Origin of the sequence: Paraburkholderia mimosarum LMG 23256 = NBRC 106338 (assembly GCF_000739815.1) — a bacterium.
Classification (GTDB): Bacteria; Pseudomonadota; Gammaproteobacteria; order Burkholderiales; family Burkholderiaceae; genus Paraburkholderia; species Paraburkholderia mimosarum.
This window is the reverse complement of sequence record NZ_BBJJ01000001.1, coordinates 344,961-370,740: the sequence shown is the minus strand read 5'-3', so window position 1 is coordinate 370,740 and position 25,780 is coordinate 344,961. Positions and strand designations below refer to the sequence as shown.

At 66.2% G+C, this 25,780-nt stretch carries 22 protein-coding genes; 13 read left to right on the top strand and 9 right to left on the bottom strand.

The window, feature by feature from the left end:
• Positions 1-82: 82 nt before the first annotated feature.
• The 8 genes from BMI01S_RS01625 (at position 83) to BMI01S_RS01590 (ending at position 9,300) form a co-directional block, all read left to right on the top strand.
• Entirely contained in the window at positions 83-610 is a 528-nt protein-coding gene (locus BMI01S_RS01625; protein ID WP_028229905.1) for a DUF6496 domain-containing protein, read from the top strand.
• A 403-nt stretch (positions 611-1,013) separates the two neighbouring features.
• Positions 1,014-1,595 carry a (2Fe-2S)-binding protein gene (locus tag BMI01S_RS01620; RefSeq protein WP_042288022.1) on the top strand — a complete coding sequence of 194 codons (582 nt, stop codon included), beginning with the start codon at positions 1,014-1,016 and terminating at the stop codon, positions 1,593-1,595.
• Positions 1,592-2,620 carry an FAD binding domain-containing protein gene (locus BMI01S_RS01615; RefSeq protein ID WP_028229904.1) on the top strand — a complete coding sequence of 343 codons (1,029 nt, stop codon included), beginning with the start codon at positions 1,592-1,594 and terminating at the stop codon, positions 2,618-2,620. Before BMI01S_RS01620 ends, BMI01S_RS01615 begins: the two co-directional genes overlap by 4 nt.
• Positions 2,617-4,875, top strand: a complete 2,259-nt coding sequence (locus BMI01S_RS01610; RefSeq protein ID WP_028229903.1) for a xanthine dehydrogenase family protein molybdopterin-binding subunit — start codon at positions 2,617-2,619, stop codon at positions 4,873-4,875. Before BMI01S_RS01615 ends, BMI01S_RS01610 begins: the two co-directional genes overlap by 4 nt.
• A gap of 19 nt (positions 4,876-4,894) precedes the next feature.
• Positions 4,895-5,989, top strand: a complete 1,095-nt coding sequence (locus BMI01S_RS01605) for an enolase C-terminal domain-like protein (protein WP_028229902.1) — start codon at positions 4,895-4,897, stop codon at positions 5,987-5,989.
• Between the two features lie 38 nt (positions 5,990-6,027).
• Entirely contained in the window at positions 6,028-6,960 is a 933-nt protein-coding gene (locus BMI01S_RS01600) for a hypothetical protein (RefSeq protein WP_028229901.1), read from the top strand.
• Positions 6,957-7,649 (top strand): gluconate 2-dehydrogenase subunit 3 family protein, encoded by a 693-nt coding sequence (locus tag BMI01S_RS01595; protein ID WP_028229900.1) that lies wholly within the window; start codon positions 6,957-6,959, stop codon positions 7,647-7,649. Before BMI01S_RS01600 ends, BMI01S_RS01595 begins: the two co-directional genes overlap by 4 nt.
• Positions 7,639-9,300 (top strand): GMC family oxidoreductase, encoded by a 1,662-nt coding sequence (locus tag BMI01S_RS01590; protein ID WP_042288018.1) that lies wholly within the window; start codon positions 7,639-7,641, stop codon positions 9,298-9,300. Before BMI01S_RS01595 ends, BMI01S_RS01590 begins: the two co-directional genes overlap by 11 nt.
• A 29-nt stretch (positions 9,301-9,329) precedes the next feature.
• Here the strand turns inward: BMI01S_RS01590 and BMI01S_RS01585 are convergent, their stop codons facing one another.
• The 3 genes from BMI01S_RS01585 to BMI01S_RS01575 all read right to left on the bottom strand — a co-directional run bounded on the left by BMI01S_RS01585 (position 9,330) and on the right by BMI01S_RS01575 (position 12,087).
• Positions 9,330-11,123 (bottom strand): thiamine pyrophosphate-requiring protein, encoded by a 1,794-nt coding sequence (locus BMI01S_RS01585; protein WP_036044077.1) that lies wholly within the window; start codon positions 11,121-11,123, stop codon positions 9,330-9,332.
• Positions 11,124-11,191: 68 nt separating this feature from the next.
• On the bottom strand, positions 11,192-11,752 hold the full coding sequence (locus BMI01S_RS01580) for a cupin domain-containing protein (RefSeq protein ID WP_028229897.1): 561 nt from the start codon (positions 11,750-11,752) through the stop codon (positions 11,192-11,194).
• A 2-nt stretch (positions 11,753-11,754) separates the two neighbouring features.
• Positions 11,755-12,087, bottom strand: coding sequence for a hypothetical protein (locus BMI01S_RS01575; RefSeq protein ID WP_028210647.1), 333 nt, complete (start codon positions 12,085-12,087; stop codon positions 11,755-11,757).
• A gap of 183 nt (positions 12,088-12,270) precedes the next feature.
• On the opposite strand from BMI01S_RS01575, the gene BMI01S_RS01570 reads away from it, so the two are divergent.
• Together BMI01S_RS01570 and tkt are read left to right on the top strand one after the other, a co-directional pair.
• Positions 12,271-12,525: a CsbD family protein gene (locus BMI01S_RS01570; RefSeq protein ID WP_028229896.1), complete on the top strand. Its 255-nt coding sequence runs from the start codon at positions 12,271-12,273 to the stop codon at positions 12,523-12,525.
• Between the two features lie 275 nt (positions 12,526-12,800).
• Positions 12,801-14,903 carry a transketolase gene (tkt, locus tag BMI01S_RS01565; RefSeq protein WP_036044075.1) on the top strand — a complete coding sequence of 701 codons (2,103 nt, stop codon included), beginning with the start codon at positions 12,801-12,803 and terminating at the stop codon, positions 14,901-14,903.
• 98 nt (positions 14,904-15,001) lie between these two features.
• Here the strand turns inward: tkt and BMI01S_RS01560 are convergent, their stop codons facing one another.
• The 3 genes from BMI01S_RS01560 to BMI01S_RS01550 all read right to left on the bottom strand — a co-directional run bounded on the left by BMI01S_RS01560 (position 15,002) and on the right by BMI01S_RS01550 (position 16,131).
• Positions 15,002-15,526: a DUF4142 domain-containing protein gene (locus BMI01S_RS01560; protein ID WP_407668921.1), complete on the bottom strand. Its 525-nt coding sequence runs from the start codon at positions 15,524-15,526 to the stop codon at positions 15,002-15,004.
• A 79-nt stretch (positions 15,527-15,605) separates the two neighbouring features.
• The gene (locus tag BMI01S_RS01555; protein ID WP_028210643.1) at positions 15,606-15,815 is read right to left on the bottom strand and encodes a hypothetical protein; all 210 of its coding nucleotides are present in this window, start codon (positions 15,813-15,815) and stop codon (positions 15,606-15,608) included.
• A 100-nt stretch (positions 15,816-15,915) separates the two neighbouring features.
• Positions 15,916-16,131: a hypothetical protein gene (locus BMI01S_RS01550; RefSeq protein ID WP_036044073.1), complete on the bottom strand. Its 216-nt coding sequence runs from the start codon at positions 16,129-16,131 to the stop codon at positions 15,916-15,918.
• Between the two features lie 294 nt (positions 16,132-16,425).
• On the opposite strand from BMI01S_RS01550, the gene BMI01S_RS01545 reads away from it, so the two are divergent.
• A complete protein-coding gene (locus tag BMI01S_RS01545) occupies positions 16,426-17,286 on the top strand; it encodes a formate/nitrite transporter family protein (RefSeq protein ID WP_028229893.1) in 861 nt (286 codons plus the stop codon).
• Positions 17,287-17,313: 27 nt separating this feature from the next.
• On the opposite strand, the gene BMI01S_RS01540 is transcribed toward BMI01S_RS01545, so the two are convergent.
• From BMI01S_RS01540 to BMI01S_RS01530, 3 genes are all read right to left on the bottom strand, one after another.
• A complete protein-coding gene (locus BMI01S_RS01540; RefSeq protein WP_042288013.1) occupies positions 17,314-19,692 on the bottom strand; it encodes a hybrid sensor histidine kinase/response regulator in 2,379 nt (792 codons plus the stop codon).
• A 246-nt stretch (positions 19,693-19,938) separates the two neighbouring features.
• A complete protein-coding gene (gene treZ, locus BMI01S_RS01535) occupies positions 19,939-21,813 on the bottom strand; it encodes a malto-oligosyltrehalose trehalohydrolase (RefSeq protein WP_028229892.1) in 1,875 nt (624 codons plus the stop codon).
• Between the two features lie 104 nt (positions 21,814-21,917).
• Complete coding sequence (locus BMI01S_RS01530) at positions 21,918-22,145, bottom strand: DUF2795 domain-containing protein (protein WP_028210640.1); 228 nt, start codon at positions 22,143-22,145, stop codon at positions 21,918-21,920.
• Between the two features lie 210 nt (positions 22,146-22,355).
• Between BMI01S_RS01530 and BMI01S_RS01525 the strand changes: the two genes are divergently transcribed.
• Both BMI01S_RS01525 and BMI01S_RS01520 read left to right on the top strand, forming a co-directional pair.
• The gene (locus BMI01S_RS01525; protein WP_028229891.1) at positions 22,356-23,402 is read left to right on the top strand and encodes a ligase-associated DNA damage response exonuclease; all 1,047 of its coding nucleotides are present in this window, start codon (positions 22,356-22,358) and stop codon (positions 23,400-23,402) included.
• A complete protein-coding gene (locus tag BMI01S_RS01520) occupies positions 23,399-25,063 on the top strand; it encodes an ATP-dependent DNA ligase (protein ID WP_028229890.1) in 1,665 nt (554 codons plus the stop codon). Before BMI01S_RS01525 ends, BMI01S_RS01520 begins: the two co-directional genes overlap by 4 nt.
• The last annotated feature ends 717 nt before the right edge of the window (positions 25,064-25,780 follow it).

Below are 25,780 nucleotides of genomic sequence, written 5' to 3'. Positions count from 1 at the left end.
CCTGCTGCTGCGGCACGGCCGTTGCTTGCTAAAAAGTACGCGAAGCATGGGACCGCAACCGGTGCGGTCGAGGAGAGCCATCATGCCCGAACGCAAAGTCATCGAACGCGCTCGCGCCGACAAGCGCGCAGGAAAATCGCCGAGCACGCAGGCAGGCGAATTCGTCAAGGATGAAATCGATCGTGTACGCGCCGGCAAACATGGCGTGCGCTCCGCGAAGCAGGCAATCGCCATCGGTTTATCGAAAGCACGGCGCGCCGGCGTCGACCTCAAGCCCCCGGCAAAGGGCAAGACCAGCGAAGCCACGCGCAAGAAGGCCCAGCAGGACACGGCGAAGGGACAAGGCAAGCAAAAGGCGAGCGCCAGCACGGAATCCAGGAGCAAGCGCTCGCGCACCACCACTGCCGTACTGAAGCGCGAGAGCCGGCAAGGCGCATCGAGCGAGGCGATGTCGGCGCAATCGAAGGAAGCGGCTGCGCGCAGGCCAGCCGCGAGCCGTTCGGCGGCGGCGAAGAAAGCCGCGCAAACGAAGGGGGCGGCGGGACGCTCGGCGGCAGCCAAAAAGGCGGCGCAAACGCGCGCGGCGCGGGCTCGCCAGGGACATCACTGAGTGGGCCGTCGCGTGCACAGCCGCTTGAATCGCGCATGATCGACGCTCGCTCCCAGGGCGCGTCATCGTGAGCAACGCACAGGGGCTCTATGCGGCGCGCCGCCGTTTGCTCGCAACGCAATCCCCAGCGGGGAGCGTTGTAAAAGCGTGCAGGTAAGCGTTGAAATAGCACGAGCAAACGCACGTATGCGCGCCGTCGCCATGGGCACGCAGGTGCGCCATCCCGCAGGTGCGTCCTCGCCCGGCGGCGGCCTGGTCGCAGCCTTGCATTGCGCCGGCGCCGCTTGCCGATCCGCGCGTCCGCGCGCCGCGGGCAAGGCAGTTGCGCACCCGCCCGTGAAGCCCCGGTCCGCTCGTCCGGGGCAGCGCAGCCGTCAGCGTTATCTTCCCGATAGAGGCCGTCATGCATACCGTCACACGAACGGAACCCCCCGATACGGCCGCCGCGCTCGCCGGGATCGTGCCCCTCGAACTGACGATCAACGGCGCGCGCCACGCGCTGCGCCTCGAGCCCTGGACCAGCCTGCTCGATCTGCTGCGCGAACACTTGCAGCTCACGGGCACGAAAAAGGGCTGCGACCATGGCCAGTGCGGCGCGTGCACGGTGCTCGTGAACGGCACGCGCATCAACGCCTGTCTCGCGCTGGCCGTCGCGCTCGACGGCGCGGAGATCACCACGGTGGAGGGCCTCGCCCGGGACGGCGAGCTTCACCCCATGCAGCAGGCTTTCGTCGATCACGACGCGCTCCAGTGCGGCTATTGCACGCCCGGCCAGATCTGCTCGGCGCTCGGCCTGCTCGCCGAGGGCCACGCGCACTGCCGCGACGATGTGCGCGAGCAGATGAGCGGCAATCTATGCCGCTGCGGCGCGTACGTGAACATCGCCAATGCCGTCGACGCCGTCCGACGCGAGCAGGCCTGCAGCCAACCGGACAGCGCGGCGAACGGGCAGCCAACTAACGCCGCGCGGGAGCACACGCGATGAACCGCTTCTCGTACGCCCGCGCGACGAGCGTCGCCGATGCCATCCGCCTGCATGGCGCCACACCCACCGCGCAGTTTCTCGCGGGCGGCACGAATCTCGTCGATCTGATGCGCGAAAACGTCTTGCGTCCCGCCGCCGTCATCGACATCAACCGGCTGCCGCTGCACGACATCGAGCCGACGCAGCAAGGCGGCTTGCGTATCGGCGCGCTCGTCACCAACAGCCAGCTCGCATGGGATGCGCGCGTGCGCGAGCGCTATCCGCTGCTTTCGCAGGCGGTGCTCGCGGGTGCGTCCGCGCAGATCCGCAATGCGGCCACGGTGGGCGGCAATCTGCTTCAGCGCACCCGCTGCGTCTACTTTTACGACCCGGCCACCTGTTGCAACAAGCGCGCGCCCGGCAGCGGCTGCGCGGCGCTCGACGGCGTCAACCGCATGCACGCGATCTTCGGGGCGAGCGAGCATTGCATCGCCACCCACCCTTCCGATATGTGCGTGGCGCTCGAAGCGCTCGACGCCACCGTGCACGTCGCCGGCCCGGCGGGCGCACGCACGCTGCCGTTCGGCGAGCTCTTGCGCCTGCCGGGCCACACGCCGCATCGCGAAACCACGCTCGGCGCCGACGAGCTCATCACGGCCGTCGAATTGCCGCGCGAGGGCTACCCGCGCCATGGCGTCTACCTCAAGGTGCGCGATCGCCAGTCGTACGCGTTCGCAGTGGTCTCGGTCGGGCTCGGCCTCAGGATCGAGGACGGGGTGGTGCGCGCATTCGGCTGCGCGCTGGGCGGGGTCGCGCACAAGCCGTGGCGCGACCGGCAAGCGGAAGCGCTGGTCACGGGAGCTTCCGTGGACGACGCGCTCGCCGTCGAACGATTCGCCGATGCGCTCGTCGCGCGCGCGGATGCGCGCCCCGGCAATGCGTTCAAGGTGGACCTCGCGCGGCGCGCCATCATGCGTGCGTTCGAACTGGCGCTGGCGCCGCAAGCCGACGCCGCCGGCGCGCCGGATGAGGAGGATCGCGAATGAACACGCCAGTTCGATCGCACGGCGCGCGGATCGGCGCACCGCTGTCGCGCGTGGATGGCCGCAGCAAGGTGACCGGCGCCGCGCGCTATGCCGCCGAATTCGCGGCACCGGGCCTCGTCTACGGGGCCATCGTCAACGCGACGATTGCACGCGGCGAAATCGTCGCCATCGACGCGAGCGCCGCGCTCGCGCTGCCCGGTGTGGTGCACGTGCTGACGCACGAGAACCGCCCCGCTTGCGCCGAGGATCCCAAGGCCTGGAAGGATCAAATCGCGCCGGGCGGCGCGCCGTTTCGCCCGCTCGCCGACGCGCACATTCTCTTCGCGGGCCAACCGGTCGCGCTCGTGCTCGCGGAGTCGCTCGAACTGGCGCACCACGCGGCGACGCTCGTGCACGTGCACTATCGCCGCGACGCGCACCGGACCGAACTCACGCACGCGCTCGAAGACGCCGTCACGCCGTCGAACGAGAAAGGCGGCTTCGAGCCGCCGCCAGCGCCGCGCGGCGAGGCATGGAAGGCCCATGCGCGCGCCCCCGTGCGCACGGACGCTTTCTACATGACGCCGGTGGAGTTTCATCAGCCGATGGAGATGCACGGCTGCACGATCGTGCCTTCCGCGGATGGCCGCTTTACCGTCTACGAAAAAACCCAGGGTGTCCTGAATACGCAGCGCTATCTGACGCAGGTCTTCGGCTTGCCCAGCGAACGCGTGCGGGTGGTCTCGCCGTTCGTCGGCGGCGCGTTCGGCTCGGGGCTTCGCCCGGTATACGATTTACCGCTCGCGATGATGGCGGCGCGCGCGCTGCGCCGTCCCGTTCGCGTGGCGCTCACGCGCGCGCAGATGTTCACGCACTATCACCGGCCCGGGACGATCCAGCGCGTGGCGCTCGGTGCGCAGCGTGACGGCCGTCTCGATGCGATCGTCCACGAAGCCGTAAGCGAAACTTCGCGCTTCGAGGACTATACCGACGTGGTCGTGAACTGGGCCGGCCAGCTCTATCAGGCGAATCACGTTCAGCTTGGCTACATGCTCGGGCGGCTCGACGTCCCCACGCCCTCGGACATGCGCGCACCCGGTGCGACGCAAGGCATCTTCGCGCTCGAATGCGCGATGGACGAGCTGGCCGTCGCGCTGGAGATGGACCCGCTCGAACTGCGCCTGCGCAACTTCTCGGACGAAGACGCCAACAAGCGCCGCCCCTGGTCGAGCAAGGCGCTGCTGGAATGTTACGCGCAGGGCGCGGAGCGCTTCGGCTGGGGCGGGCGCGCCCCACTGCCGCGAAGCATGCGCGAGGGCCACGAGCTCGTGGGCTACGGCATGGCAACCGGCGTCTGGGACGCCATGCAGACCGAAGCCAGTGTGCGCGCCGTGCTCGGGGCCGATGGCCGCCTCGCGCTCGCGAGCGCCACGGCCGACATCGGCACGGGCACCTACACCGCGATCTCGCAGATCGCCGCCGATGCGCTGCATCTGCCGATCGAGGACGTCGAGTTCACGCTCGGCGATACGTCCTTGCCGCGCGCGCCCATCGAGGGCGGGTCGTGGACCGTTTCGTCGGTCGGCAGCGCCGCATGGGTCGCGTGCATGCGGCTGCGCTCGCGGCTCGCGCAACTGTTGCTCACGCACGGCGGCGTGGCCTTCGCCAATCTCGACCCCGCCGCGCTCGGCGAGCAGCTCGACATCCGGGACGGCGAGGTGCGCCTCGGCGCGCACGAGGGCGCGCCGCGCGTGGCCCTCGCCGACCTGCTCGCGCACGCGGGCATGAAGTCGCTCGAAGAACAGCTCACGCTCGAGCCAGATGAGCGGCAAAAGGACTACACGTCGGCCACGCATTCGGCGGTGTTCGCCGAGGTGCGGGTTGACGAATCGCTCGGCCAGATCCGTGTGGCGCGCGTGGTGAGCGCGATTGCGGCGGGCCGCATCATCAATCCGAAAACGGCCGCCAACCAGATCGCGGGCGGCGTGGTCTGGGGCATCGGCATGGCGCTGCACGAGCAGGCGCAATTCGATCACTCGCTCGGGCGCGTGATGAACCACAACCTGGCCGACTACTACATGCCCGTGAACCGCGATGTCGATGCGATCGACGTGCTGTTCGTCGACGAGCACGACGACGTGGTCAACCCGCTCGGCGCGAAGGGCGTGGGCGAGATCGGCGTGGTGGGCGTGGCCGCGGCGATCGGGAACGCGATCTACCACGCAACGGGCAAACGCGTGCGCGACCTGCCGGTCACGCTCGAAAAGCTGCTGTGATTCGAGGGAGCACGTCAACATGAAACCGTCTCCCGTCACGCGCCTCGAAGCACGCGCCTTCAAGATTCCGACCGATGGCCCCGAGTCCGATGGGACCATTGCCTGGGACGCCACCACGCTCGTCGTCGTCGAAATCGACGCGCTCGGCAAAACGGGCATGGGCTACACCTACGCGCATGCGAGCGCGCGCTCGCTGATCGCGTCCGTGCTCGCCGACGAAGTGCGCCGTCACGACATCTTCGACATCGGCCGCATCGGGCTCGCCATGCAGCGCGCCGTGCGCAATATCGGGCGGCCGGGCATCGCGGCATGCGCGATATCCGCAGTCGATGGCGCGCTGTGGGATCTCAAGGCGAAGGCGCTCGACCTGCCGCTCGCCACGCTGCTGGGCAAGCAGCGCGATCGCGTGCACGTCTACGGCAGCGGCGGGTTCACGAACTACGACCTCGCGAGGCTCACCCAGCAACTGGGCGGCTGGGTCGAGGAAGACGGCTGCGCCTGGGTCAAGATGAAGGTCGGTACCTCGCCGCGCGACGATCCCGCGCGCGTGGAAGCCGCGCGGCAAGCCATCGGCGAGGCGGGCCTGTTCGTCGATGCCAACGGCGCCTACGACGCGACGCAGGCCGGGCGTCTCGCCGCTTCCTTCGCGCGCCAGGGAGTGGAGTGGTTCGAAGAGCCGCTCTCCTCCGACGACCGGCGCGGACTCGCCGCGCTGCGCGCACGCTTGCCCGACGGCATGGCGCTCGCCGCCGGCGAATACGCGTGGACCGCCGACGACAACCGCGCGCTGCTCGAAGCGCACGCCGTCGATGTGCTTCAGGCAGACGCCACGCGTTGCGGCGGCATCAGCGGTTTCCTCGCGGCCGACGCGCTGTGCGACGCCTGGCATACGCCGCTCTCGGCGCACTGCGCACCGGCGCTGCATCTGCATGCCGCGTGCGCGGCACGGCGGCTGCTGCACATCGAGTGGTTCCACGACCACGCACGCATCGAGGCCATGCTGTTCGATGGCGCGCCGCAAGTCAAGGACGGCGCGATCGCTCCCGATCTCTCGCGGCCCGGTTGCGGGCTTGCACTGCGCCACGCGGATGCGAAACGTTACGAGGTTTCCTGAACGATGACTGTCAATCAGCACGCCGGAGCAGTCTGGCTATGACGCAGGCCACCCGGATCGCGGCCGGTCTTGCCAGCGTGGCCGCGGGCGCCGCGCTCGCGGCATTCGCGACACGCAACTTGCGTGAGGCAAAGCAGGCGCCGGATACGGACAAGCACATTGCCGCCGCGCGCACGTTCAACCACGGCGCGGCGCTCCTCGCGCTCTCCTCGCTCACCGACAGCGCGATGGAGCACTATCGCGGCTCGTTCGAGAACCGGGTGATGTACCTGCCGCTCGCGAGCGCGCTCGCGGCGCTCGGCGCAAGCCTGCACGGCGGCGCGGACCGCAGCGGCGCATCGCAGGTGCTGCGCCATGGCATCCAGTGGGGCGCGGCCGCAACGGGCGTGGCCGGCACGGCGTTTCACGTCTACAACGTCACCAAGCGGCCGGGCGGGCTGAGCTGGCACAACCTCTTTTATGGCGCGCCCGTCGGGGCGCCCTTCGCGCTGCTGCTTTCCGGCGTGCTAGGCGCTATCGCCGAAAATCTGCGCGACGAGCCCGCGAACGATCCGCGACTCTTCGGCATGCCCGCCGGCAAGGCGCTCGCCCTCGTGGCCGGCGCGGGACTGATCGGCACTGCTGCCGAAGCCGCGCTGCTGCATTTTCGCGGCGCGTATCAGCATCCGGCGATGTATGCGCCGGTCACGGTGGCGCCCATCGGCGCGGCCCTGCTGATGCACACCGCGCTCGCCGCGCGCGGGCAGGCACGGCGCGTGAGCCCGTTCGCGCGGCTGTGGCTGCGTCTCACCACGCTGCTCGGCTTTGCAGGCGCAGGCTTTCACGCGAACGGCATCGCGCGCTCGCAAGGCGGATGGCGCAACTGGTCGCAGAATCTGCTCGCCGGTCCCCCGCTGCCCGCGCCGCCCGCATTCAGCGCGCTGTCGATCGCGGGGCTCGCCGCGCTGCGCATGAGGGAGACCGAAGTGTGAACGCGCACGACTACCCCCCGTACCCCGGCTACGATGTGCTCGCCAAACGCGATACGCCGTCGTGGGACGACGCCACGCGCCGTGTCATCGATGCGCGCATGTCGACACCCAACGCCGCGCGCTTTCTCGGCCCCGCGCAATGGCGCACGCTCGTGGCGCTCTGTGAGTGCGTGATCGCGCAGCCGCAGCACGGCACGCCCGCCGCGCAGGACGCGCACGGCCCCGCACGGGTGAGCGTTGCCGCGCTCGTCGACGGCAAGCTCTTCGACAATCGCGGCGACGGCTATCGCGACAGCCGCCTGCCCCCGCTGCGCGAAGCGTGGTCGATCGGCCTTGCTGCGCTCGACGTCGAAAGCCAGCGCGAAGCGCACGCACCGTTCGCGGACCTCGACGCCGCCCGCCGGCATGCGCTCATCGAACGGATGCAGCGCGGCGAACTGCATTCGCGCGCATGGCAAGGTATGCCCTGCGATGTGTTCTTCGCCAAGCGCGCGCTCCACGACATCTGCGCGGCCTTTTACTCGCATCCCGCCGCCTGGAGCGCGATAGGCTTCGGCGGGCCGGCGAATCCGCGCGGCTACGTGCGTCTCGTCGCCGACCGGCGCGATCCATGGGAAGGCATCGAAGCGATCGACGAGAGCGACGCCGCGCAAGCAGCGGCGCGGCGCGGGAACGACCATGTCCGCTAATGCGTCCTCGTTGGAATCGGCCTTTGCCTCGCCGCGCGGCAAGCATGGCCGCGCGCCGGACGTCTTCCGGCCCGGTGGCTGGGTCCCGATGCGCGAATACGCGCTAGACGACCCGGTCGACTTCGCGATCGTGGGCACCGGCGCGGGCGGCGCGACGCTCGCCTGCCGCCTTGCCGAGGCCGGCTTTCGCGTCGTCGCGTTCGACGCGGGCGCGTGGTGGCGTCCGCTGGAGGAATTCGCCTCCGACGAGACGCATCAGGCCAAGCTCTACTGGACCGACGAGCGCATCTGCGACGGCGACAACCCCTTGCAGCTCGGCAGCAACAACAGCGGCAAGGCGGTGGGCGGCAGCATGGTGCACTTCGCCATGGTGTCGCTGCGCTTTCGGCCCGAGTGGTTCAAATCGCGCACGCTGCTGGGCTATGGCGCGGATTGGCCGCTCGACTGGCGCGAGATGTGGCGCTACTACACCGAGGTCGAGCGCGTGCTCGGCATCGCCGGACCGGTGCGCTACCCCTGGGGACCGAAGCGGCCCCGCTATCCGTACCGCGCACACGAAGTCAACGCGGCCGGGCTCGTGCTCGCGCGCGGCGCCGAGGCGCTGGGCATCGCGTGGTCGCCCACGCCGCTCGCCACGCTCTCCGCTCCGCGCGGCGACGCGCACCAGTGCGTCTATCGCGGCTTCTGCGTCGTCGGCTGCGCGACCAATGCGAAACAGAGCGCGCTCGTCACGTGGATCCCGCGCGCGGTTCGCGCCGGCGCCGAGATTCGCGATCTCGCCATGGTGGGACGCATCGAAACCAACGCGTGCGGCCGTGCGGCCGGCGTGCATTTCCATCGCGAAGGCCACTGGCATTTTCAGCGTGCTCGCAACGTGGTCGTGGCCGGCTACGCGATCGAAACGCCGCGTCTCTTGCTGATGTCGGCCAATGGCCGCTTTCCCGATGGGCTCGCCAACCGCTCGGGCCTCGTCGGCAAGTATCTGATGGTGCAGGCCAACCAGGCCGCGTGGGGCACGATGAAAGAGGAGATCCGCTGGTACAAGGGACCACCCTCGCTCGCGCTGACCGAGCACTGGAACTACACCGATCGCGGCAAAGACTTCTTCGGCGGCTATTGCTACATGAGCCAGGGGCCGCTTCCGGTCGTGTGGGCGGGCATCCAGGCAGGCCGCGGGCTCTGGGGAGAGGCGCTCGCGCGCGAGATGGCGAAATACAATCACCAGGCAGGACTGAAGATCGTTGGCGAGACGCTGCCGCAGGAGCGCAACCGCGTCACGCTCGCCGAAGAGAAGGACGCCCTCGGCCTGCCCATCGCGCGCGTGACCTGGTCGATGTGCGAGAACGACAAGCGGCTCGTGCGCCACTCGCTCGACTATATGAGCCGGGCGCTGGAGGCGGCAGGCGCCACCGCTATCTGGACCCAGGACGACGACACCTGCCATCTGAACGGCACCGCGCGCATGGGATTCGACGCGCAAACGAGCGTCGTGAACGCCGACTGCCGTAGCTGGGACATTCCGAATCTGTGGATCTGTGACGGGTCCGTGTTTCCGACCGTGGGCGGCGTCAACCCTTCGCTGACGATCCAGGCGATCGCCTGCCGCGCCGCCGACCGGATCAAGGCGCTCGCGGCGCGCGGGGAGTTGTGAGCGCGCCGCAGTTGTCGTTGCATAAGCGATTACGTCTTCTTCCCCGGCAATACGGTCGCCATCACCTGGCGCGCCGTATTCGCGATCACGCCGCCCTCTTCCGGATCCCCCTCCATCAGCGTGCGCGCGAAATGGCGCGCCTGATCGAGCGTCACGTGTGGCGGCAGCGGCGGCACCTCCGGATCGGTCTTCACCTCCAGCACCACGGGGCGAGACGCCGCGAGCGCGTCCTCCCACGCATCGCCGAGCCGTTCGCCGTCGTCCACGTAGATGCCCGCGAGCCCGAGCAGTTCGGCGAAACGGTGATACGGCACGTCGGGAATGCGCTGCGACGCCTCGAACTTCGGATCGCCTTCCATCACGCGCTGCTCCCAGGTGACCTGGTTCAGATCCTCGTTGTTGAGCACCATGCAGATCCAGCGGTGATCGCTCCACGTTTTCCAGTACTTCGCGACCGTGATCAACTCGGCCATGTTGTTCATCTGCATCGCGCCGTCGCCCACCAGCGCGATCACGGGACGGTGCGGATACGCGAACTTCGCGCCGATCGCATACGGCACGGCCGCGCCCATCGAGGCGAGACCGCCCGAGAGCGAGCACTTCATGCCGCGCCGGATCTTCAGGTCGCGCGCGTACCAGTTTGCACAGGAACCCGAATCGCTCGTGAGAATCACGTCGTCGGGCAGGCGCGGCGAAAGCTCCGTGAACACGCGCTGCGGATTCACGCGGCCGCCCGTGCCGGCGCGCGCGCGCTCATCGAGCACGCGCTGCCAGCGGCCGTTCGCGTGGACGATGCGGTCGCGCCAGCTGGCCGCATCCTTCTGGTCGAGCAGCGGCAGCAGTGCGCGCAACGTGGCCGCGCTGTCGCCCACGAGGCTCACCTCCATCGGGTAGCGCACGCTGAGCATTCCGGCGTCGATGTCGATCTGCACGCCGCGCGCGTCGCCCTCCTTCGGAAGAAATTCCGAGTACGGAAAGCCGGAGCCGACCATGAGCAGCGTGTCGCATGCGGACATCATCTCGTCCGTCGGCTTCGTGCCGAGCAAACCTATCGAGCCCGTGACCCATGGCAGATCGTCGGGCACCGCGGCCTTGCCGAGCAGCGCTTTCGCGACACCCGCGCCCAGCCGGTCGGCCACGGCGATGACTTCATCGGTCGCATTCATGGCGCCGGCGCCCACGAGCATCGCCACGCGGCGGCCCGCGTTGAGCACCTCCGCCGCGCGCGCGAGATCCTCGTGGCGCGGCACGACCTCGGGAGCCACATACCCCACGCCCGAATGCGCCGTGCCATGCTTGCGCGGAGGCGGCTCGTACTCGAGCTCCTGCAGGTCGTTCGGCAGGATCAGCGCGGTAACGGTACGCCGCGACAATGCGATGCGCACCGCGCGGTCCACCATGTGCCGCACCTGCGCCGGCACGCTCGCCTGCTGCACGAAGGCGCCCGCCACGTCCTTGAACATCGCGGCGAGATCGACCTCCTGCTGGTAGTGCGCGCCCAGCGCCGCGCGCGCCTGCTGCCCGGCGATGGCGAGCACCGGCATGTGGTCGAGCCGCGCGTCGTAGAGACCCGTGAGCAGATGGGCGGCCCCCGGCCCCGACGTGGCGATGCACACACCCAGTTCGCCCGTGAACTTCGCGTGGGCGCTGGCCATGAAGGCCGCCATTTCCTCGTGGCGCGCCTGCACGAACGCGATCTTTTCGCCGCTGCGCCGCAGGGCGCCGAACATGCCGTTGATGCCGTCTCCCGGATAGCCGAACATGCGGCGCACGCCCCACTGATAAAGACGCTCGACGATGAAATCGCTCACTGTAGTCGCCATGACTTGCCCCCTTAACGCAACGTTGAGTCACGCCGCAAACGGCGCGCCTGTCGGCGCGGCGTAACCTCTCATCTCTGCGCGTGCCAGTACTGGGTCATCGGGCCGTGCTCGCCATAGATCGGGTCGCGCGGCGGGAACGGCAGCGCCTGCATGTCGCGCTGTTCCTTCGGTGTCAGCGCGTCGCGGCGGATGTCCCATTGCTGGCCTCGCGGATAGCCGCCCACCACCTGGAAGCCGCCGCGTCCTTCCAGCAGGCAGTGGCCCGTTCCCGCCGGCAACAGCAGTGCGTCGCCGGCCGCCACGCGCACGGTGTGGCCTCCGGGCCCGCCGAGCATCAGTTCCGCCGTGCCCGCGACGACGCCCATCACTTCGTGCGCGGTCGAATGAAAGTGGTGGTAGTCGAACACGCTGTCTCGCCACTGCATGGGCCAGCCATTGCGCTCGAAACGCCGGTCGAATGCGTCGCAGAGTCTGTCCGGGTCGTCGGCCGGAAGCACGTGCCGGTACAGGATCACGGCAAGGGCCTGATTGTTCGGCACCCAAGCGTTGGGCGGCAGCCGCAGCACGCGATATTCGCCGTCGGCCGTCGCCGGGTCTGCATGGACTGCGCTGCGATCGGAATTCCCCATCGTCAATCCCCCTTCGGGCCGATGCCCGTGTCTTGCATGCTGTCCGGATCGTCGATCGAGTCCGGCAAGATGTCGTCGTCGGGACGGAGGTTTTCGTCCCCATCCGCAGCGGCGCGCTCGCCCGTGCCAGAGCGGTCGCTGTCGCTGTGCGCTTCTTCTTCGCCAGCTTCCAGTGCGTGTTCGTCGAGTTCCGTGTCGCGGTCGAAATCGTGGCGCTTCGCGCCTACAGTGTCGCTGCCGGTATCCGACGAATCGCCGGGGCCCAGCGCCTCGTTGTCATGCCCTGGGGCATTCTCGGGTTGAACCGGTTCGTTGTCGGGGTCGAGCGTGCTCATGAAAGGCCTCCTTGGTTCAGGCACCGCGTCTGCCGCGTGCCCGCGTGCATTACGCGCCGCGGCGCGCGGGTGCCCTTGCTTGCGCGCAGAACACGTGCCACGCGCGATGACCGTTCGCAGTGAACGTAGCCGCGCAGGCACGAAGGCTGCTCTTCTGCAAACGCAACGATATGGAGGACAACCATGGAATCGAAGGCAACGAGCATGGCGCGCGAAGTCGCGGGCGAAGCGAAGGATCTGGCGGGCGACGTCCTTGACGATCCGGAAATGCGCCTCTATGGCAAGGCAAAAGCGCTGTGCGGAAAATCGCAGCGCCTCGCGGCCAACGCGGCGGATGCCGCGCGCGATACGGTCTCGGAAAATCCACTGTCGATGCTGGGCGTGGCTGCGGGAATCGGCGTTCTGGTTGGCGCGTGGTGGGCCGCTAGCCGGAAGTGAGCATCTTTGCGCAAGGGAGGACAAAGCGCAGGGGCTCAATACATCAGCGGCGGGATACGGCGGCGCGGGCATGATCCGCTTTGGCACCGCGCCAGAACGGTTGCAATTTCGTGCGTGGCGTTTGTAAATTCATTCGCCGAAGTGATTCCCGAATTTCGCCTGGCACCGTGAGTGCCCGCATCGGCGTGCCATGGCACCGGGTTTGCTCAATCAACCGTTGCTCCGCCGCCATGCCTTTCCGGGCACGCGTTGCGCCCCTGCCAGGAGTCACGCTAATGTCACAAGCCCAAGCCGCGTCCCCATCCTCCCACGACCTCGACCACCTCGCCATCGACACGATTCGCACCTTGTCGATGGACGCCGTGCAAAAAGCCAACTCGGGACATCCCGGCACACCGATGGCGCTGGCGCCGCTTGGCTACCGGCTCTGGCAATACCACCTGCGCTACGATCCGGCCGCGCCGTCGTGGCCCAACCGTGATCGCTTCGTGCTCTCGGTCGGCCATGCCTCGATGCTGCTGTACTCGCTGCTGCATCTCGCGGACGTCAAAGCCGAAGACGAGCACGGCAAGCCGACCGGCAAACCCGCTGTCCCGCTCGACGCAATCAAACAGTTCCGCCAGCTCGGCAGCGTGACGCCGGGCCACCCCGAATATCGCGTGACGAGCGGCGTCGAGACGACCACCGGGCCACTGGGCCAGGGACTCGGCAACAGCGTGGGCATGGCGATTGCCGAGCGCTGGCTCGAAACCCGCTTCAACCGCCCCGGCGCGGCACTGTTCGACTACCGTGTGTACGCGCTTTGCGGCGATGGCGATCTCATGGAAGGCGTGTCGCACGAAGCGGCGTCGCTGGCCGGGCATCTGCGGCTTTCCAACCTGATCTGGATTTACGACAGCAATCGCGTCACGATCGAAGGGCACACCGATCTCGCGTACAGCGACGACGTCGAAGCGCGCTTTCGCGGCTACCACTGGCATACGCTGCGCGTCGACGACGTCAACGACGCGAACGCGCTCGAAAGCGCGATCGAAGCAGCGAAGCGCGTCACCGACAAGCCGACGCTCATCGTCGTGAAGAGCATCATCGGCTGGGGCGCGCCGCACCGGCAGGATACGGCGGCGGCGCACGGCGAAGCGCTCGGCGAGGAAGAAGTCCGCCTCGCGAAGCGCGCCTACGGTTGGCCCGAGGACGCGCAGTTCCTCGTGCCCGACGGCGTGCGCGAGCATTTCGCCCAGATCATGGGCGCGCGCGGCAAAGCCCTGCACGAAGCGTGGCGCGAACGCCGCGAAGCCTATGCAAGGGACTACCCCGACCTCGCGAAGGAACTGGATCTCATGCTCGCGGGCCACCTGCCCGACGACTGGGACGCGGACATCCCCGCTTTCGAGGCCGACGAAAAAGGCATAGCGACGCGCGAGTCGTCGGGCAAGGTGCTCAACGCCATCGCGGCTCGCGTGCCGTGGATCGTGGGCGGCGCGGCCGATCTCTCGCCTTCGACGAAGACCGCGCTGAAATTCGAGGGCGCCCGCAGCTTCGAGCACGACAGCCACGCGGGGCGCAACCTGCACTACGGCGTGCGCGAGCACGCGATGGGCGCCGTCTCGAACGGCCTTGCGCTTTCGGGCCTGAGACCCTTCGCATCGACCTTCCTCATCTTCAGCGACTACATGAAGCCGCCGATACGCCTCGCGGCGATCATGGAGCTGAACGTCGTCTATGTGTTCACGCACGATTCGATCGGCGTGGGCGAAGACGGCCCCACGCATCAGCCGATCGAGCAGCTCGCCTCGCTGCGCGGTGTGCCTGGCCTCATGACGCTGCGTCCCGCCGACGCGAACGAAGTGGCGCAAGCGTGGCGCGTGGCGCTCGCGCAATCTCCGCAGTCGCATAAGCCGGTCTGCCTCGTGCTTACGCGCCAGCCGCTGCCGACCCTCGATCGCACGCGCTACGCGAGCGCGGAAGGCGTGCGGCGCGGGGCCTACGTGCTGGCCGACGCGCCCGCCGGCACGCGGCCCGAGGTGCTGCTGCTGGCGACGGGCAGCGAGGTGTCGCTATGCATCGACGCCTACGAAACACTCGAGCGCGAGGGCATCCACGCGCGCGTGGTGTCGATGCCTTCATGGGATTTATTCGAGCTTCAGGATCAGGCATACAAGGACGCGGTGCTGCCGCCCGACATCGATGCGCGCGTGGCTGTCGAGCAGGCCGCGACACTCGGCTGGGACCGCTATGCCGGGGGGCTCGGCGCACAAATCGTGATGCATACGTTCGGCGCCTCGGCGCCGCTCAAGGCGTTGATGACGAAATTCGGCTTCATGCCGGAACGCGTCGTCGAGGCGGCAAAAGAACAGATCGCCCGATGCAAGGCGAAATGAGGAGCGTGATACGCAGGAGAATGAAGCGCGACCGGGCACGATTGCCGCCACGGCCGCGCAAGATTCGGGCGCGTCGAACTACGCGGAATTTGCGGTACTCACTGCTGGGCGCCGACATTCTGCGCAAGCGACTGCGCCATGCGGTAGTGCTCTTCGATGGTGGGCAGCGCCTTTTGTGCGGCACGCTTCAACGCGTCGTTCTGGCCATCGCTGATTTCCTTCTGAAACGCCGCCACGGCTTCCTTATGACCTTCGAGTCCCACCTTTTGCGCGTAGGCCTTGTCGAATGCCTCGCCCTTCAGCGAGCGCAGCGAATCGAGCACGGACGTGTCCGAGTTGTCCTTGGGCACGGTCACGCCGTGGGGCGCGGCCATTTTCAGCTGCGCGGTGAGCTTCATGTGATCGGCCATCATGTGCTCGGCGAACTTGTGCACGTCCTTGTTGTTCGTGTTGTGCATGGCGAGCTTGGCCGCGTCGATTTCCGTGGACGACGACATCGAGGCCGCCTGCACGAAATCACGGTCGGGGCCCGGCAGCGGATTGGCCGCCGTGGTGGCAGCGGCCTGCGTTTGCTGCGCGACGGACGGCAGCGGCGCAGCGACGAATCCTGCGCAAATCAGCATGGCGAGAGCGAGTTTCATGGAAGTATCCTCCGTTTGATTGTCAGGCGACTTTGCGCACTTCGGGCGTTTCGAGCGCTGGCTACGACTCCCTGCGACTGGAGCGCTGTGTCGTGCCGGGCGGTATCGGGTTCTTCTCCTGCGTCGAAGGCAGTTCGTTTTCCGAAGCAGGATGCTTGCGCTTTTCGCGTTCGTCCTTTTCGCCTGGCTCCGCACCCGCCGGAGGCGTCGCTGTCCTGTCGTCGTGTTCGAGCCCATGTCCTGCAGCGCAGATGCCGTTCTCGTTTCGCATGTCGGTTTCCCTGGGTGATGTGCCATCGTGAAGATGCATTCGCGGCATCGTTGCGCGATGCCATTACGATGCGCATCTGCTATACCCGTCACCCGCCTTGTCACTTATCGGAATCGTCGCGGCCGGTCGGTTCGTCCATGTCATCGGAGCTCGCGTTCGGGTCATGGCGTCGTGTGCCTTTTTCCTTGCCGTCGTCCTCGATCCTCGTCGCGCCGCCGCCCGCCGGCGCGTCGCTGGCGGGAAAGGACTCCTTGACTGCTTCGTCATACCTGGCTTCCTCGTGATTGTCCTTCTGCGTCGTTTTGGGTTTCATCATCGGTTCTCCTGAGTTAATCGACGCCAATCCTGATGCAAACCGGCTTGGCCTTCGGCGTATGCCATTGCTGGACAGCGCATGGCGCGGGCCTGAACATCGCCAACCGTCGACCATCAGCCGTTCTCCACGGTGCCCTCGCATGTGCGCGTACTTCGCATGGGCCGTGCCTCCGGCACGTCGCGTGCTCCAGCGCGTATGGCGTCGCGTGCCTCTCGCGACGAACGCTGCATAAGCGGGCGCGAGAACGGACATCCTGGCGACCCGAAAGCCCCTTTTCACCCGCCAGGAGCGTCAATGTCGCAAAGCGCCGAAACGAAAGAGCACGCTGCGGGCCCCGCTTCGCCGCACCTGGACGACAGCGAGCGCGATCAGGCATCCGCGCACAGTTCCCCGCGCGCGCTCGTCATTCACGAGATCATTCGCGAGGAAGGAGAAGCGGCGCTGGCCCGCCGTCCGCTTGCGCTGCTGTGGTCGGCGCTGGCCGCGGGTCTCTCGATGGGCTTTTCGTTCTATACGCAAGCGACGCTGAAGAGCAAGCTTTCCGCATTGCCCGAAGACACCGGCTCTCTGCTGGCCGCGCTGGGCTACTGTGTTGGCTTCATCATTGTCATGCTCGGCCGGCAGCAACTCTTCACGGAAAGCACCTTGACCGTCGTTCTCCCAGTGCTGACGCATCGCAATCTCAAGACCCTGATGGCCGCGCTCCGGCTTTGGCTGATCGTCCTCGTGGCGAACATCGCCGGCACGTGGATTTTTGCCGGACTGCTCTCGTTTCCGGTCTCCGCCGAACTGACTGCCAGTCTCCAGAAACTCGCGGGCGCAACGATCGAGGCCACCTTCGCCGCGACGACGCTCAAGGCGGTGTTCGCCGGCTGGCTGATTGCACTGACGGTGTGGCTCTTGCCCAATTCGAGGTCGGCCTCCGTCCTGATCGTCGGCATCATCACCTATGTCGTGGGCGCCTGCCAGCTTGCGCATGTCATTGCCGGCTCCGTCGAGGCTGCGTATCTCGTCATCGGCGGCAGCGCAGCGTTTTCCGACTACCTTCTCCGTTTCTTCGCGCCGACGTTACTCGGGAATACCGTTGGCGGAATGGCATTGGTCGGACTGCTCAATCACGCGTCCATCGCGCCGGAAATGAAACGCGGGGGATGAAACGTGACGGGCATGAAGCGCGATCTGCTACACCCGATCCGGGTCATCGCTCGTTGCACGGCGGGGCACGATGGCTTCAATGGCGTCGCGCAATTGCTCCTCGGAGAAGGGTTTGCGCAGATACTCGAAGTCGAACCCCACGCTTTGCGCCTCGGGCCGGTCGCCGCCCGAAGCCAGCACCACACGCAGATCGGGATTGCGTCGCCGCGCCTCGCGCGCGAGTTCGATGCCGGAGTCCCCGGGCAGTTGGACATCCGTAATCAGGATCGCCACGGGCCTCGCGTTCAGCACGTCGAGCGCCTCGTTGGCGTCGGCGGCCTGCAGAACCTCGTGGCCCGTTTGAGCAAGCAGTTCGCTCACCGCTTCGCGCGTTTGCGTTTCGTCGTCGACGAGGAGAAGCGACAACGGGCTCGCGGCTGTGCTGGCCTGGTCCGCCGACGCCTCGCGCCGCGATTGCGCCGCGTGCGGCTTGAGCAGCATGCGGCGAACCTTGGTCGCCAGCTGCTCGCGGCTATAGGGCTTGCTGAGCAAATGCACGCCCGGGTCCAGCCGGCCGCCATGGACCATCGCGTTGTGCGTATAGCCCGAGGTAAAGAGCACCTTGAGCCCCGGAACGATACGGGCGGCCATTCTCGCCATATCCACGCTTCGCGTCGTTCCCGGCATCACGACGTCGGAGAACAGCAAATCGATCTTGACGCCGCTGCGCAGGATCGCCAGTGCGCTATCGGCATCGTCCGCCCTGAGCACGGCGTATCCGAGTTCGGTGAGCATTTCGACGACCGTGGACTGGACGCGCTTGTCGTCTTCGACCACGAGTATCGTTTCCGATCCGCCGATGACCGCTTGCGGCGTCGATGGCGCCACTTCGGCCACCGGTTCCGTCGATCTCGGCAAATACGCTTTCACGGTGGTGCCGTGCCCGACTTCGCTATAGAGGCGCATGTGCCCGCCACTTTGCTTGATGAAGCCGTACGCCATGCTCAAACCGAGCCCCGTTCCCTCGCCTTCGGGCTTGGTCGTGAAATACGGCTCGAACGCGCGATCGCGAACTTCGGGCGGCATGCCCGTTCCCGTGTCGGTGATCGCGAGCATCACGTACTGCCCCTCGGAGACGTCGTCGGGCAGCGCGTGGTAGTGGCTGTCGAGCGTCGCGTTGGCGAGTTCGATGGTCAGCTTGCCGCCCCCAGGCATCGCGTCGCGCGCATTGATCGCGAGATTCAACACGACGTTTTCGAGGTGGTTGACGTCGACGAGCGTATTCCAGAGCCCGCCGTCGATCACCATTTCCACGGAGATCAGCTCGCCCAGCGCGCGCCGAAGCAGATCCTCCATATTGCGCAGCATCGAAGCCAGATTGATCACGGCGGGCTGCAACGCTTGCCGCCGGCCGAACGCGAGAAGCTGCGAAGCGAGGTTGGCGCCTTGCTCGACCGCTTCGATCGCGCGGTCGAGCCGTTCGCGCGACCACTTATCGCGGCCGTGCCGGCGCGCCAGCAGTTCGAGATTGCCGCGCATCACCTGCAGCACGTTGTTGAAATCGTGAGCCACGCCGCCCGTCAGCTTGCCGATGGCTTCCATCTTCTGCGCCTGCAAAAGCGCCGCCCGTGCGCTCTCGAGTTGCTCCTGCGCCACCTTGCGCTCCGTCACGTCGCGGGTGATCTTTGCGAAGCCAATGAGCTTGCCGTCTTCGTCGCGAATCGCGTCGATGACGACGTTGGCCCAGAAACGGCTTCCGTCCTTTCTCACGCGCCATCCCTCCGTTTCGAAGCGTCCCTCGCGCGCGGCGGTTTCGAGCCCTCGCTCGGGCAGGCCGAGCGCGGCGTCTTCGGGGGTGTAGAACTTGCGGAAGTGCATGCCGACGATTTCACTGGCCTCGTAACCCTTGATACGGGCCGCGCCCATGTTCCAGTTCGTCACGATGCCTTCGGGCGAGAGCATGAAAAGCGAATAGTCGATCACGCCCTCCACGAGCAATCTGAACCGGCGCTCGCTGTCGCGCACGGCCTCGTGGACGAGTCGCTTGTCGGTCATGTCGCGGACGATCTTCGCGAATCCGCTGAGCGTGCCATCGGCGGCCCATAGCGGCGTGATCGACACGCTCGCCCAGAAGCGCGAACCGTCCTTGCGCAACCGCCAGCCTTCGGTTTCGCAGCTGCCGTAGTCGCGGGCGGTTTGCAATACCGCGTCGGGCACGCCTGCCTCGCGGTCCTCAGGGAGGTAGAACGTCGAAAAATGCTTTCCGATGATCTCCGGTGCGCTGTACCCCTTGATGAGCGCGGCCCCGGAATTCCAGCTCGAAACCACGCCGGACTCGCTCAGACGAAAGATCCCATAGCCGGTCACGCGCGCGACCAGCGCCTTCTCCCATCCCGAAACCGGATCCTCAGGGAACGTCCCGGTCATGCAAAGCTCCTTTTTCGCCTGGCCGCCGGCGAGAGGCCGGAGGATTCCGGTTCACCGACGACCGGCATGTGCTTCACCAGGTGTGACGGCGCGCTCAAAGACGCCTTCCGCGAAAGAAGAGACTGCTGACAAAGCGATTCATCACGCGTCTTGCTTCCTGGTGCGCAGATTGCATGCCGCGCGGCGATCGCGCGCAACAAAGCGCGCAACAAGGCGCATGGCAAAGCGAATGCGCAGCGGGACCGCTCAGCGCACATGCCGCGCGTCGTGCGCACTGGCGTATTCGTTCACCTCGCCGGTGAGCCATGCCACGAACGTTCGCGCGCCCAGCTCACCGTGGCTCGTGGCGTCCCGTGCACGCGCCGGTGTTTCGAAGATGACCTTGCCTTGCGGTGCGTCGGCAAGCGCGACTGGCGTGTCCGCGAGATTGAGCGCGATCGCGAGCGTTTCGCCGTCGCCCAGTTTCCAGCGGGCGAACAGGGCCTTCTCAGCGAGGATGTCGGCACCGAGCGCTTTCGCGCCCTTCAGCCGCGGCGTGACGAACTTCGCTCGCACGGTCAGCGCCGACCGATAGAAGTGCAGCCAGTCGAGGCGATCGAGTTCATCTTCCTTGTCGGCCATATTCGGCGATGACCTCTCGAACGTTCGCTTGTCGTTGGGATCCGGAATTTGCGCACGGCGCTTTTCATCGGCGAAGGCCGAAAACTTCGCGAATTCGCGGCGACGGCCCGCGCAGACGGCATCGGCGAGTTCGTCGTGATAATCGGTGAAGAACAGGAACGGGTGCTTCGAGCCGTATTGCTCTTCCATGAACAGCAGCGGAATCTGCGGCGAGAGCAGTAGCAGGCCCGTCGCGGCGCGAAGCGAGCGGTCGTCGGTGAGCGAGCGCAGACGCTCGCCCATTGCGCGATTGCCGACCTGATCGTGGTTTTGCAGGAACATCACGAACGCCGTCGGCGGCAGATGCGCGCTTGGCTCGCCGCGCGGGGCACCGTCGTGAATCGGCGAGGGATCGCCCTGCCAGGCGAAGCCTTCGGCAAGCACGCGCGCGAGCTTTTCGATCGGCCCTTGGGAATACGCGCCGTAATAGCCCTCGCTTTCGCCGGTTAGCAGGACGTGCAGTGCGTTGTGCGCATCATCGTTCCATTGCGCGTCGAAGTGGTGGTCGAGCAAGCTCGCCGTGTTGTGCTCGTTCTCCAGCACGAGATGGACATGGCGTTCGGCTTCGACCGCATTGCCCACCCGATCGGCAAGCTCGCGCAGCCATTCGTCGTCGTTGATCGCGTGCACTGCGTCGAGACGCAGGCCGTCGAAACGATATTCGTTGAGCCAGTACAGCGCGTTCTCAATGAAGAAGTCGCGCACCTGCGGGCGTTCGAAATCGATCGCCGGTCCCCACGGCGTGTGCACGGCTTCGCGGAAAAACGGCTTTGCGTAGGTATGCAGATAATTTCCGTCCGGGCCGAAGTGGTTGTATACGACATCGAGAAACACCATCAAGCCAAGGCCGTGGGCGGTGTCGATGAGCTGCTTCAACGCTTCGGGACGACCATACGCGGAATCGGGCGCGTAGGGCAGCACGCCGTCATATCCCCAATTGCGCGTGCCGGAGAAGTCGTTGATCGGCATGAGCTCGATTGCCGTGATGCCCAGCTGCGCGAGTTCGGGCAGGCGCGCCACGACGCCCGCGTAACCGCCCATCGCGCCTACGTGCAGTTCGTAGAGCACCGTCTCTTCCCACGGCCTGCCACGCCAGCCGGTGTGAATCCAGCGATACGCGCACGGATCGACGACTTCGCTGGGACCGTGCACATCGCGGGGCTGAAAACGCGAAGCAGGATCGGGCACGGCGAGGTGCTCGTCGAGACGATAGCGATACAGCGTACCGGCGCCTGCTTCGGCTTGCGCTTCGAACCAGCCGTCGCCGGTCGCCTCCATGTCGATCGATTTCGGCGCCGTGCTGCCCGAACACTCGATCTCGAGTTGCACCCGCTCGCGTGACGGGGCCCACAAGCGAAACCGCGTACGCGGACTGCCTTGCTGCGCCTCGACGATTTGCGCGCCGAAGGACAGGCAATGCGCGTGTTGGTGCAGGTGAGGATCGATCGGATGTCTGGACATGGTTTCGCGCCTTTGGGTAAAGGTGGCCAGCCTTTAGCACGCGCACAGACCCGCCGACGCGTTTCGCCGCGTCGACGCCGATGCCTGCACGAATGGGCAACAGCCTATTGCTCGTTACCGACCGCCTTCGAAACGGCCGCGGGACTTTCGAAGGTCTCGTCGCCAAGCCCGGCGAGCGCCTGCATGACGTCTTCGTCCGCGTGGTTCTGTTTCGCGGTCTTCAGCAGGTCTTGCTTCTGCGCGGGATAGTCCGCGCCTTTGAGCGCCTTTTGGACATCGATGAACTTGCGGATTTGCGGGTTCCTGGCATTCGAGTGATGAGATGACGGCATGGCGTCGCTCCTCGTACGATGGATCACGTTGGAAAGAATGGGCTGCACGTAGCGCACACTCCCGCAACCGCCGTGCCGCCGACGTGGCTTCCGCGATTGCCTTGATCAGGCACGCCCATTGCTGTCTGCGCGAATCTTCGTCAACCCTCAGTTCTCTTTCACAATCCCCGCCCGGCCCCCGGCCGTCGTCAAAGCGGCGACTGCAGACACATGGAGACGTCCTCCGATTTGATCGTTGCGCATCCCGAGGGGCTGTACTGCCCGGCAGGGGCGTTCCATATCGATCCCTGGCGGCCTGTCGAGCGGGCGATCGTGACGCATGCGCACGCCGACCATGCGCGGCCCGGCCATCGCCACTACCTTTGCGCGCAGGCGGGAGTGGGCGCGTTGCTGGCACGATTGCCCGGCATCCCGGTGCAAGGGCTCGCGTATGGCGAACCGATCGACATCAACGGCGTGCGCGTGTCGCTGCATCCGGCCGGGCACGTGCTCGGTTCATCGCAGGTGCGGGTCGAGCACGGCGGGCGCGTATGGGTCGCATCGGGCGACTACAAGATCGAACCGGACCCGACCTGCGCACCGTTCGAACCGGTGCGGTGCCATACATTCATCACGGAATCGACATTCGGCTTGCCCGTTTACCGATGGGAGCCCTCGCAGGCCGTATTCGACGCCATCGACGCATGGTGGCGACGCAACGCGGCGGCGGGACTGGCCTCGGTGCTGTTCTGCTACTCCTTGGGCAAGGCGCAGCGCGTGCTGGCCGGGGTGGACCGGGGCATCGGCCCGATCTTCTGCCACGGCGCCGTCGAGCCGCTGAATCGCATCTACCGCGAGGCAGCCGTCGACTTGCCCGTCACGCGCCTCGTGGCCGAAATCCCGGCGCGCGAGAAGGCCGCATTCAGCCATGCGCTGATCATCGCGCCGCCTTCGGCGCAAGGCAGCACCTGGATGCGGCGCTTCGGCGACTATCGCGACGCATTGGCGTCCGGCTGGATGCGCTTGCGCGGCGCGAGACGCCGGCGCGGCGTCGACCGGGGATTCGTGCTATCGGATCATGCGGACTGGCCCGGCCTTCAGCAGGCCATCGACGCAACCGGTGCGGAACGCGTGATCGTCACGCATGGCTATATCGAGCCCATGGTGCGGTGGCTTTCCGAACGCGGACTCGATGCCGGCACCTTCACGACCGAATATGGCGGCGACGCGATCGAGGCGGATGCCGTGCCCGCCCCCACGGAGAACGCGCAGCCATGAGACGGTTCGCTGCGCTCTACTCGGCGCTCGACGCGACGACCTCCACCAACGACAAGCTCGACGCCTTGATCGCCTATTTTTCCGGCGCCGAACCCGAAGACGCGGCCTGGGCATCGTACTTCCTCGCGGGCGGCAAGCCTCGCCAGTCGGTGCCGACTCGCGTGCTGACCGAATGCGCGCGCGAGCGCGCCGGCCTGCCGCAGTGGCTCTTCGACGAGTCGTATCAGGCCGTCGGCGATCTGGCCGAGACGATCGCTCATGTGCTGCCGCCGGCTTCGCGCGAATCGGAGCTAGGTCTCGCGCAATGGGTCGAGCAGCGGCTGCTCATCTTGCGAGGCAGCGAGCCCGACCACGTGCGCGAACGTCTCATTGCCTATTGGGACGAATTGAACTGGAGCGAGCGGTTCTTGCTCACCAAGCTCATCGGCGGGGGTTTTCGTGTCGGCGTGTCGCGTCAACTCGTCGTGCGCGCGCTCGCGCAAGTGGCCGGCATCGACCACAAGCGCATTGCGCAGCGCATCGTCGGCTGGACGCATTCTCACAAGGCGCCGAGCGCGGCCGGCTATCTTCGGCTGATCGCCCCGGCAGCCGATGGCGACGATCTCGACACACCGCAAGCAAGCGACGTGGGCCTGCCCTATCCGTTCTTTCTCGCCCATCCCTTGCAGAGCGATCCCGCGACGCTGGGCCCGATCGCAGACTGGATCATCGAATGGAAATGGGATGGCATTCGCGCGCAACTCGTCAAGCGCGCGGGACGCGTCTGGATCTGGTCGCGCGGCGAAGACCTCGTGACCGAGCGTTTTCCGGAACTCGCGGAAATCGGCGCTGCATTGCCGGACGGCACGGTCATAGACGGAGAAATTCTCGCGTGGGAACGCGGCGCCGGCGCGCCGCTACCGTTCGCGCGTCTGCAGCCGCGCATCGCGCGCAAGTCGCTGACCAGAAAGGTGCTCAGCGAATCGCCGGCTGCGATGGTCGCATACGACCTGCTCGAAGCCGACGCGCGCGACCTGCGCATGGAACCGCTCGCGATACGGCGTGCCCGGCTCGATACGCTCGCCGAGTCGTTGCCGCGGACGGTTGCGGTCGACTTGCGCGTATCGCCGGTTGTTGTCGCCGCGGACTGGTCCGCAATCACGCGGCTGCGCGAGGAAAGCCGCGCACGCGGCGTCGAAGGGCTGATGTTGAAGCAGCGAATCTCGATGTACGGTGTCGGACGCACCAAGGCATCGGGCACCTGGTGGAAATGGAAGATCGACCCGTATTCGGTCGACGCCGTGCTGCTATACGCCCAACCCGGTCATGGCCGGCGCGCCAGTCTCTTCACCGACTACACGTTCGCGGTCTGGGACGAAGCCGACGGCGTGCGCACGCTGGTGCCGTTCGCGAAGGCCTACTCCGGACTCACCGACGAAGAAATCCGCAGGGTCGATGCAATCGTGCGCAAGACGACTATCGAGAAGTTCGGGCCCGTGCGCAGCGTCACGCCGACGCTGGTGTTCGAAATCGGCTTCGAAGGGATTCAGGCGAGCCCCCGGCACAAGTCGGGCGTGGCGGTCCGATTTCCACGGATGCTGCGATGGCGCACCGACAAGTCAGTCGAGGACGCGGATACGCTAGAGATGCTCAAGGGATTTTTGAGCGATACGCGCAGATGAGGGAATTCGCGAGACAGACATCGCAGTGATGGGTTCGTCAAGCCGATGGCTTGAGGGGCCGCGGTTTCTTGTTCAGCTGCTCATGAATCGCTGGCTTGAGAATCATGGTGTTGAATATCGATGTCAAAAGCGAGTTTGAAAGAAGTGAGAGCAACCCTAACATTCCTATCATTCCGCAAAAAAGGAATGGCATCTCATGTGAAATCACCCCCCATTTGATGTATGCAGACGCGAATAAGATGGGCGGAAGAAAGAATGACACGACAAATGAGTACCCCGAATATTTCTTTATTCTCGGAATGGACGATTGCCTCGCTGATTCCACGAGGGATTCGAGTTCGTTTTTTGAAAGCCCCCTGACTTCCGGGATGAGCGTCGTCAGTACAAGCATTAATGGGATTGTCATGGCTGTAGAAACTCAGATACGGCGTTGCTCCATGCCGTTAACGAAGGACCCATTCCAGGATGAACACCTGCTCCGACGATATCGCCAGATATGGTGGCCCCCGCAACCCGTTCCAATTCATCCATTCATCCATTCATCCATTCATCAATACGCAGTTCTCTCATCGATTTGGTCTCCGAAATTTGCGAAGTAGGAACCGTTGCTCGGAGAACCTCCTTGGCACCCGTGCTTTCCATAAAATTACACTTTTATTTCGTTTTGCAAACTATTTCGAAGAACCGAAGCTGACGATACCCCCCCAACGTGACCAC

Coding starts and splice junctions, on each gene's coding strand:
- BMI01S_RS01560 (WP_407668921.1), bottom strand. CDS start 15,526: ATGCTGATTTGCGCAGGATTCGTCGCTGCGCCGCTGCCGTCCGTCGCG.
- tkt (WP_036044075.1), top strand. CDS start 12,801: ATGTCACAAGCCCAAGCCGCGTCCCCATCCTCCCACGACCTCGACCAC.
- BMI01S_RS01600 (WP_028229901.1), top strand. CDS start 6,028: ATGACGCAGGCCACCCGGATCGCGGCCGGTCTTGCCAGCGTGGCCGCG.
- BMI01S_RS01620 (WP_042288022.1), top strand. CDS start 1,014: ATGCATACCGTCACACGAACGGAACCCCCCGATACGGCCGCCGCGCTC.
- BMI01S_RS01625 (WP_028229905.1), top strand. CDS start 83: ATGCCCGAACGCAAAGTCATCGAACGCGCTCGCGCCGACAAGCGCGCA.
- BMI01S_RS01540 (WP_042288013.1), bottom strand. CDS start 19,692: ATGACCGGGACGTTCCCTGAGGATCCGGTTTCGGGATGGGAGAAGGCG.
- BMI01S_RS01615 (WP_028229904.1), top strand. CDS start 1,592: ATGAACCGCTTCTCGTACGCCCGCGCGACGAGCGTCGCCGATGCCATC.
- treZ (WP_028229892.1), bottom strand. CDS start 21,813: ATGTCCAGACATCCGATCGATCCTCACCTGCACCAACACGCGCATTGC.
- BMI01S_RS01575 (WP_028210647.1), bottom strand. CDS start 12,087: ATGAGCACGCTCGACCCCGACAACGAACCGGTTCAACCCGAGAATGCC.
- BMI01S_RS01550 (WP_036044073.1), bottom strand. CDS start 16,131: ATGATGAAACCCAAAACGACGCAGAAGGACAATCACGAGGAAGCCAGG.
- BMI01S_RS01570 (WP_028229896.1), top strand. CDS start 12,271: ATGGAATCGAAGGCAACGAGCATGGCGCGCGAAGTCGCGGGCGAAGCG.
- BMI01S_RS01585 (WP_036044077.1), bottom strand. CDS start 11,123: ATGGCGACTACAGTGAGCGATTTCATCGTCGAGCGTCTTTATCAGTGG.
- BMI01S_RS01525 (WP_028229891.1), top strand. CDS start 22,356: ATGGAGACGTCCTCCGATTTGATCGTTGCGCATCCCGAGGGGCTGTAC.
- BMI01S_RS01545 (WP_028229893.1), top strand. CDS start 16,426: ATGTCGCAAAGCGCCGAAACGAAAGAGCACGCTGCGGGCCCCGCTTCG.
- BMI01S_RS01580 (WP_028229897.1), bottom strand. CDS start 11,752: ATGGGGAATTCCGATCGCAGCGCAGTCCATGCAGACCCGGCGACGGCC.
- BMI01S_RS01530 (WP_028210640.1), bottom strand. CDS start 22,145: ATGCCGTCATCTCATCACTCGAATGCCAGGAACCCGCAAATCCGCAAG.
- BMI01S_RS01520 (WP_028229890.1), top strand. CDS start 23,399: ATGAGACGGTTCGCTGCGCTCTACTCGGCGCTCGACGCGACGACCTCC.
- BMI01S_RS01555 (WP_028210643.1), bottom strand. CDS start 15,815: ATGCGAAACGAGAACGGCATCTGCGCTGCAGGACATGGGCTCGAACAC.
- BMI01S_RS01590 (WP_042288018.1), top strand. CDS start 7,639: ATGTCCGCTAATGCGTCCTCGTTGGAATCGGCCTTTGCCTCGCCGCGC.
- BMI01S_RS01605 (WP_028229902.1), top strand. CDS start 4,895: ATGAAACCGTCTCCCGTCACGCGCCTCGAAGCACGCGCCTTCAAGATT.
- BMI01S_RS01610 (WP_028229903.1), top strand. CDS start 2,617: ATGAACACGCCAGTTCGATCGCACGGCGCGCGGATCGGCGCACCGCTG.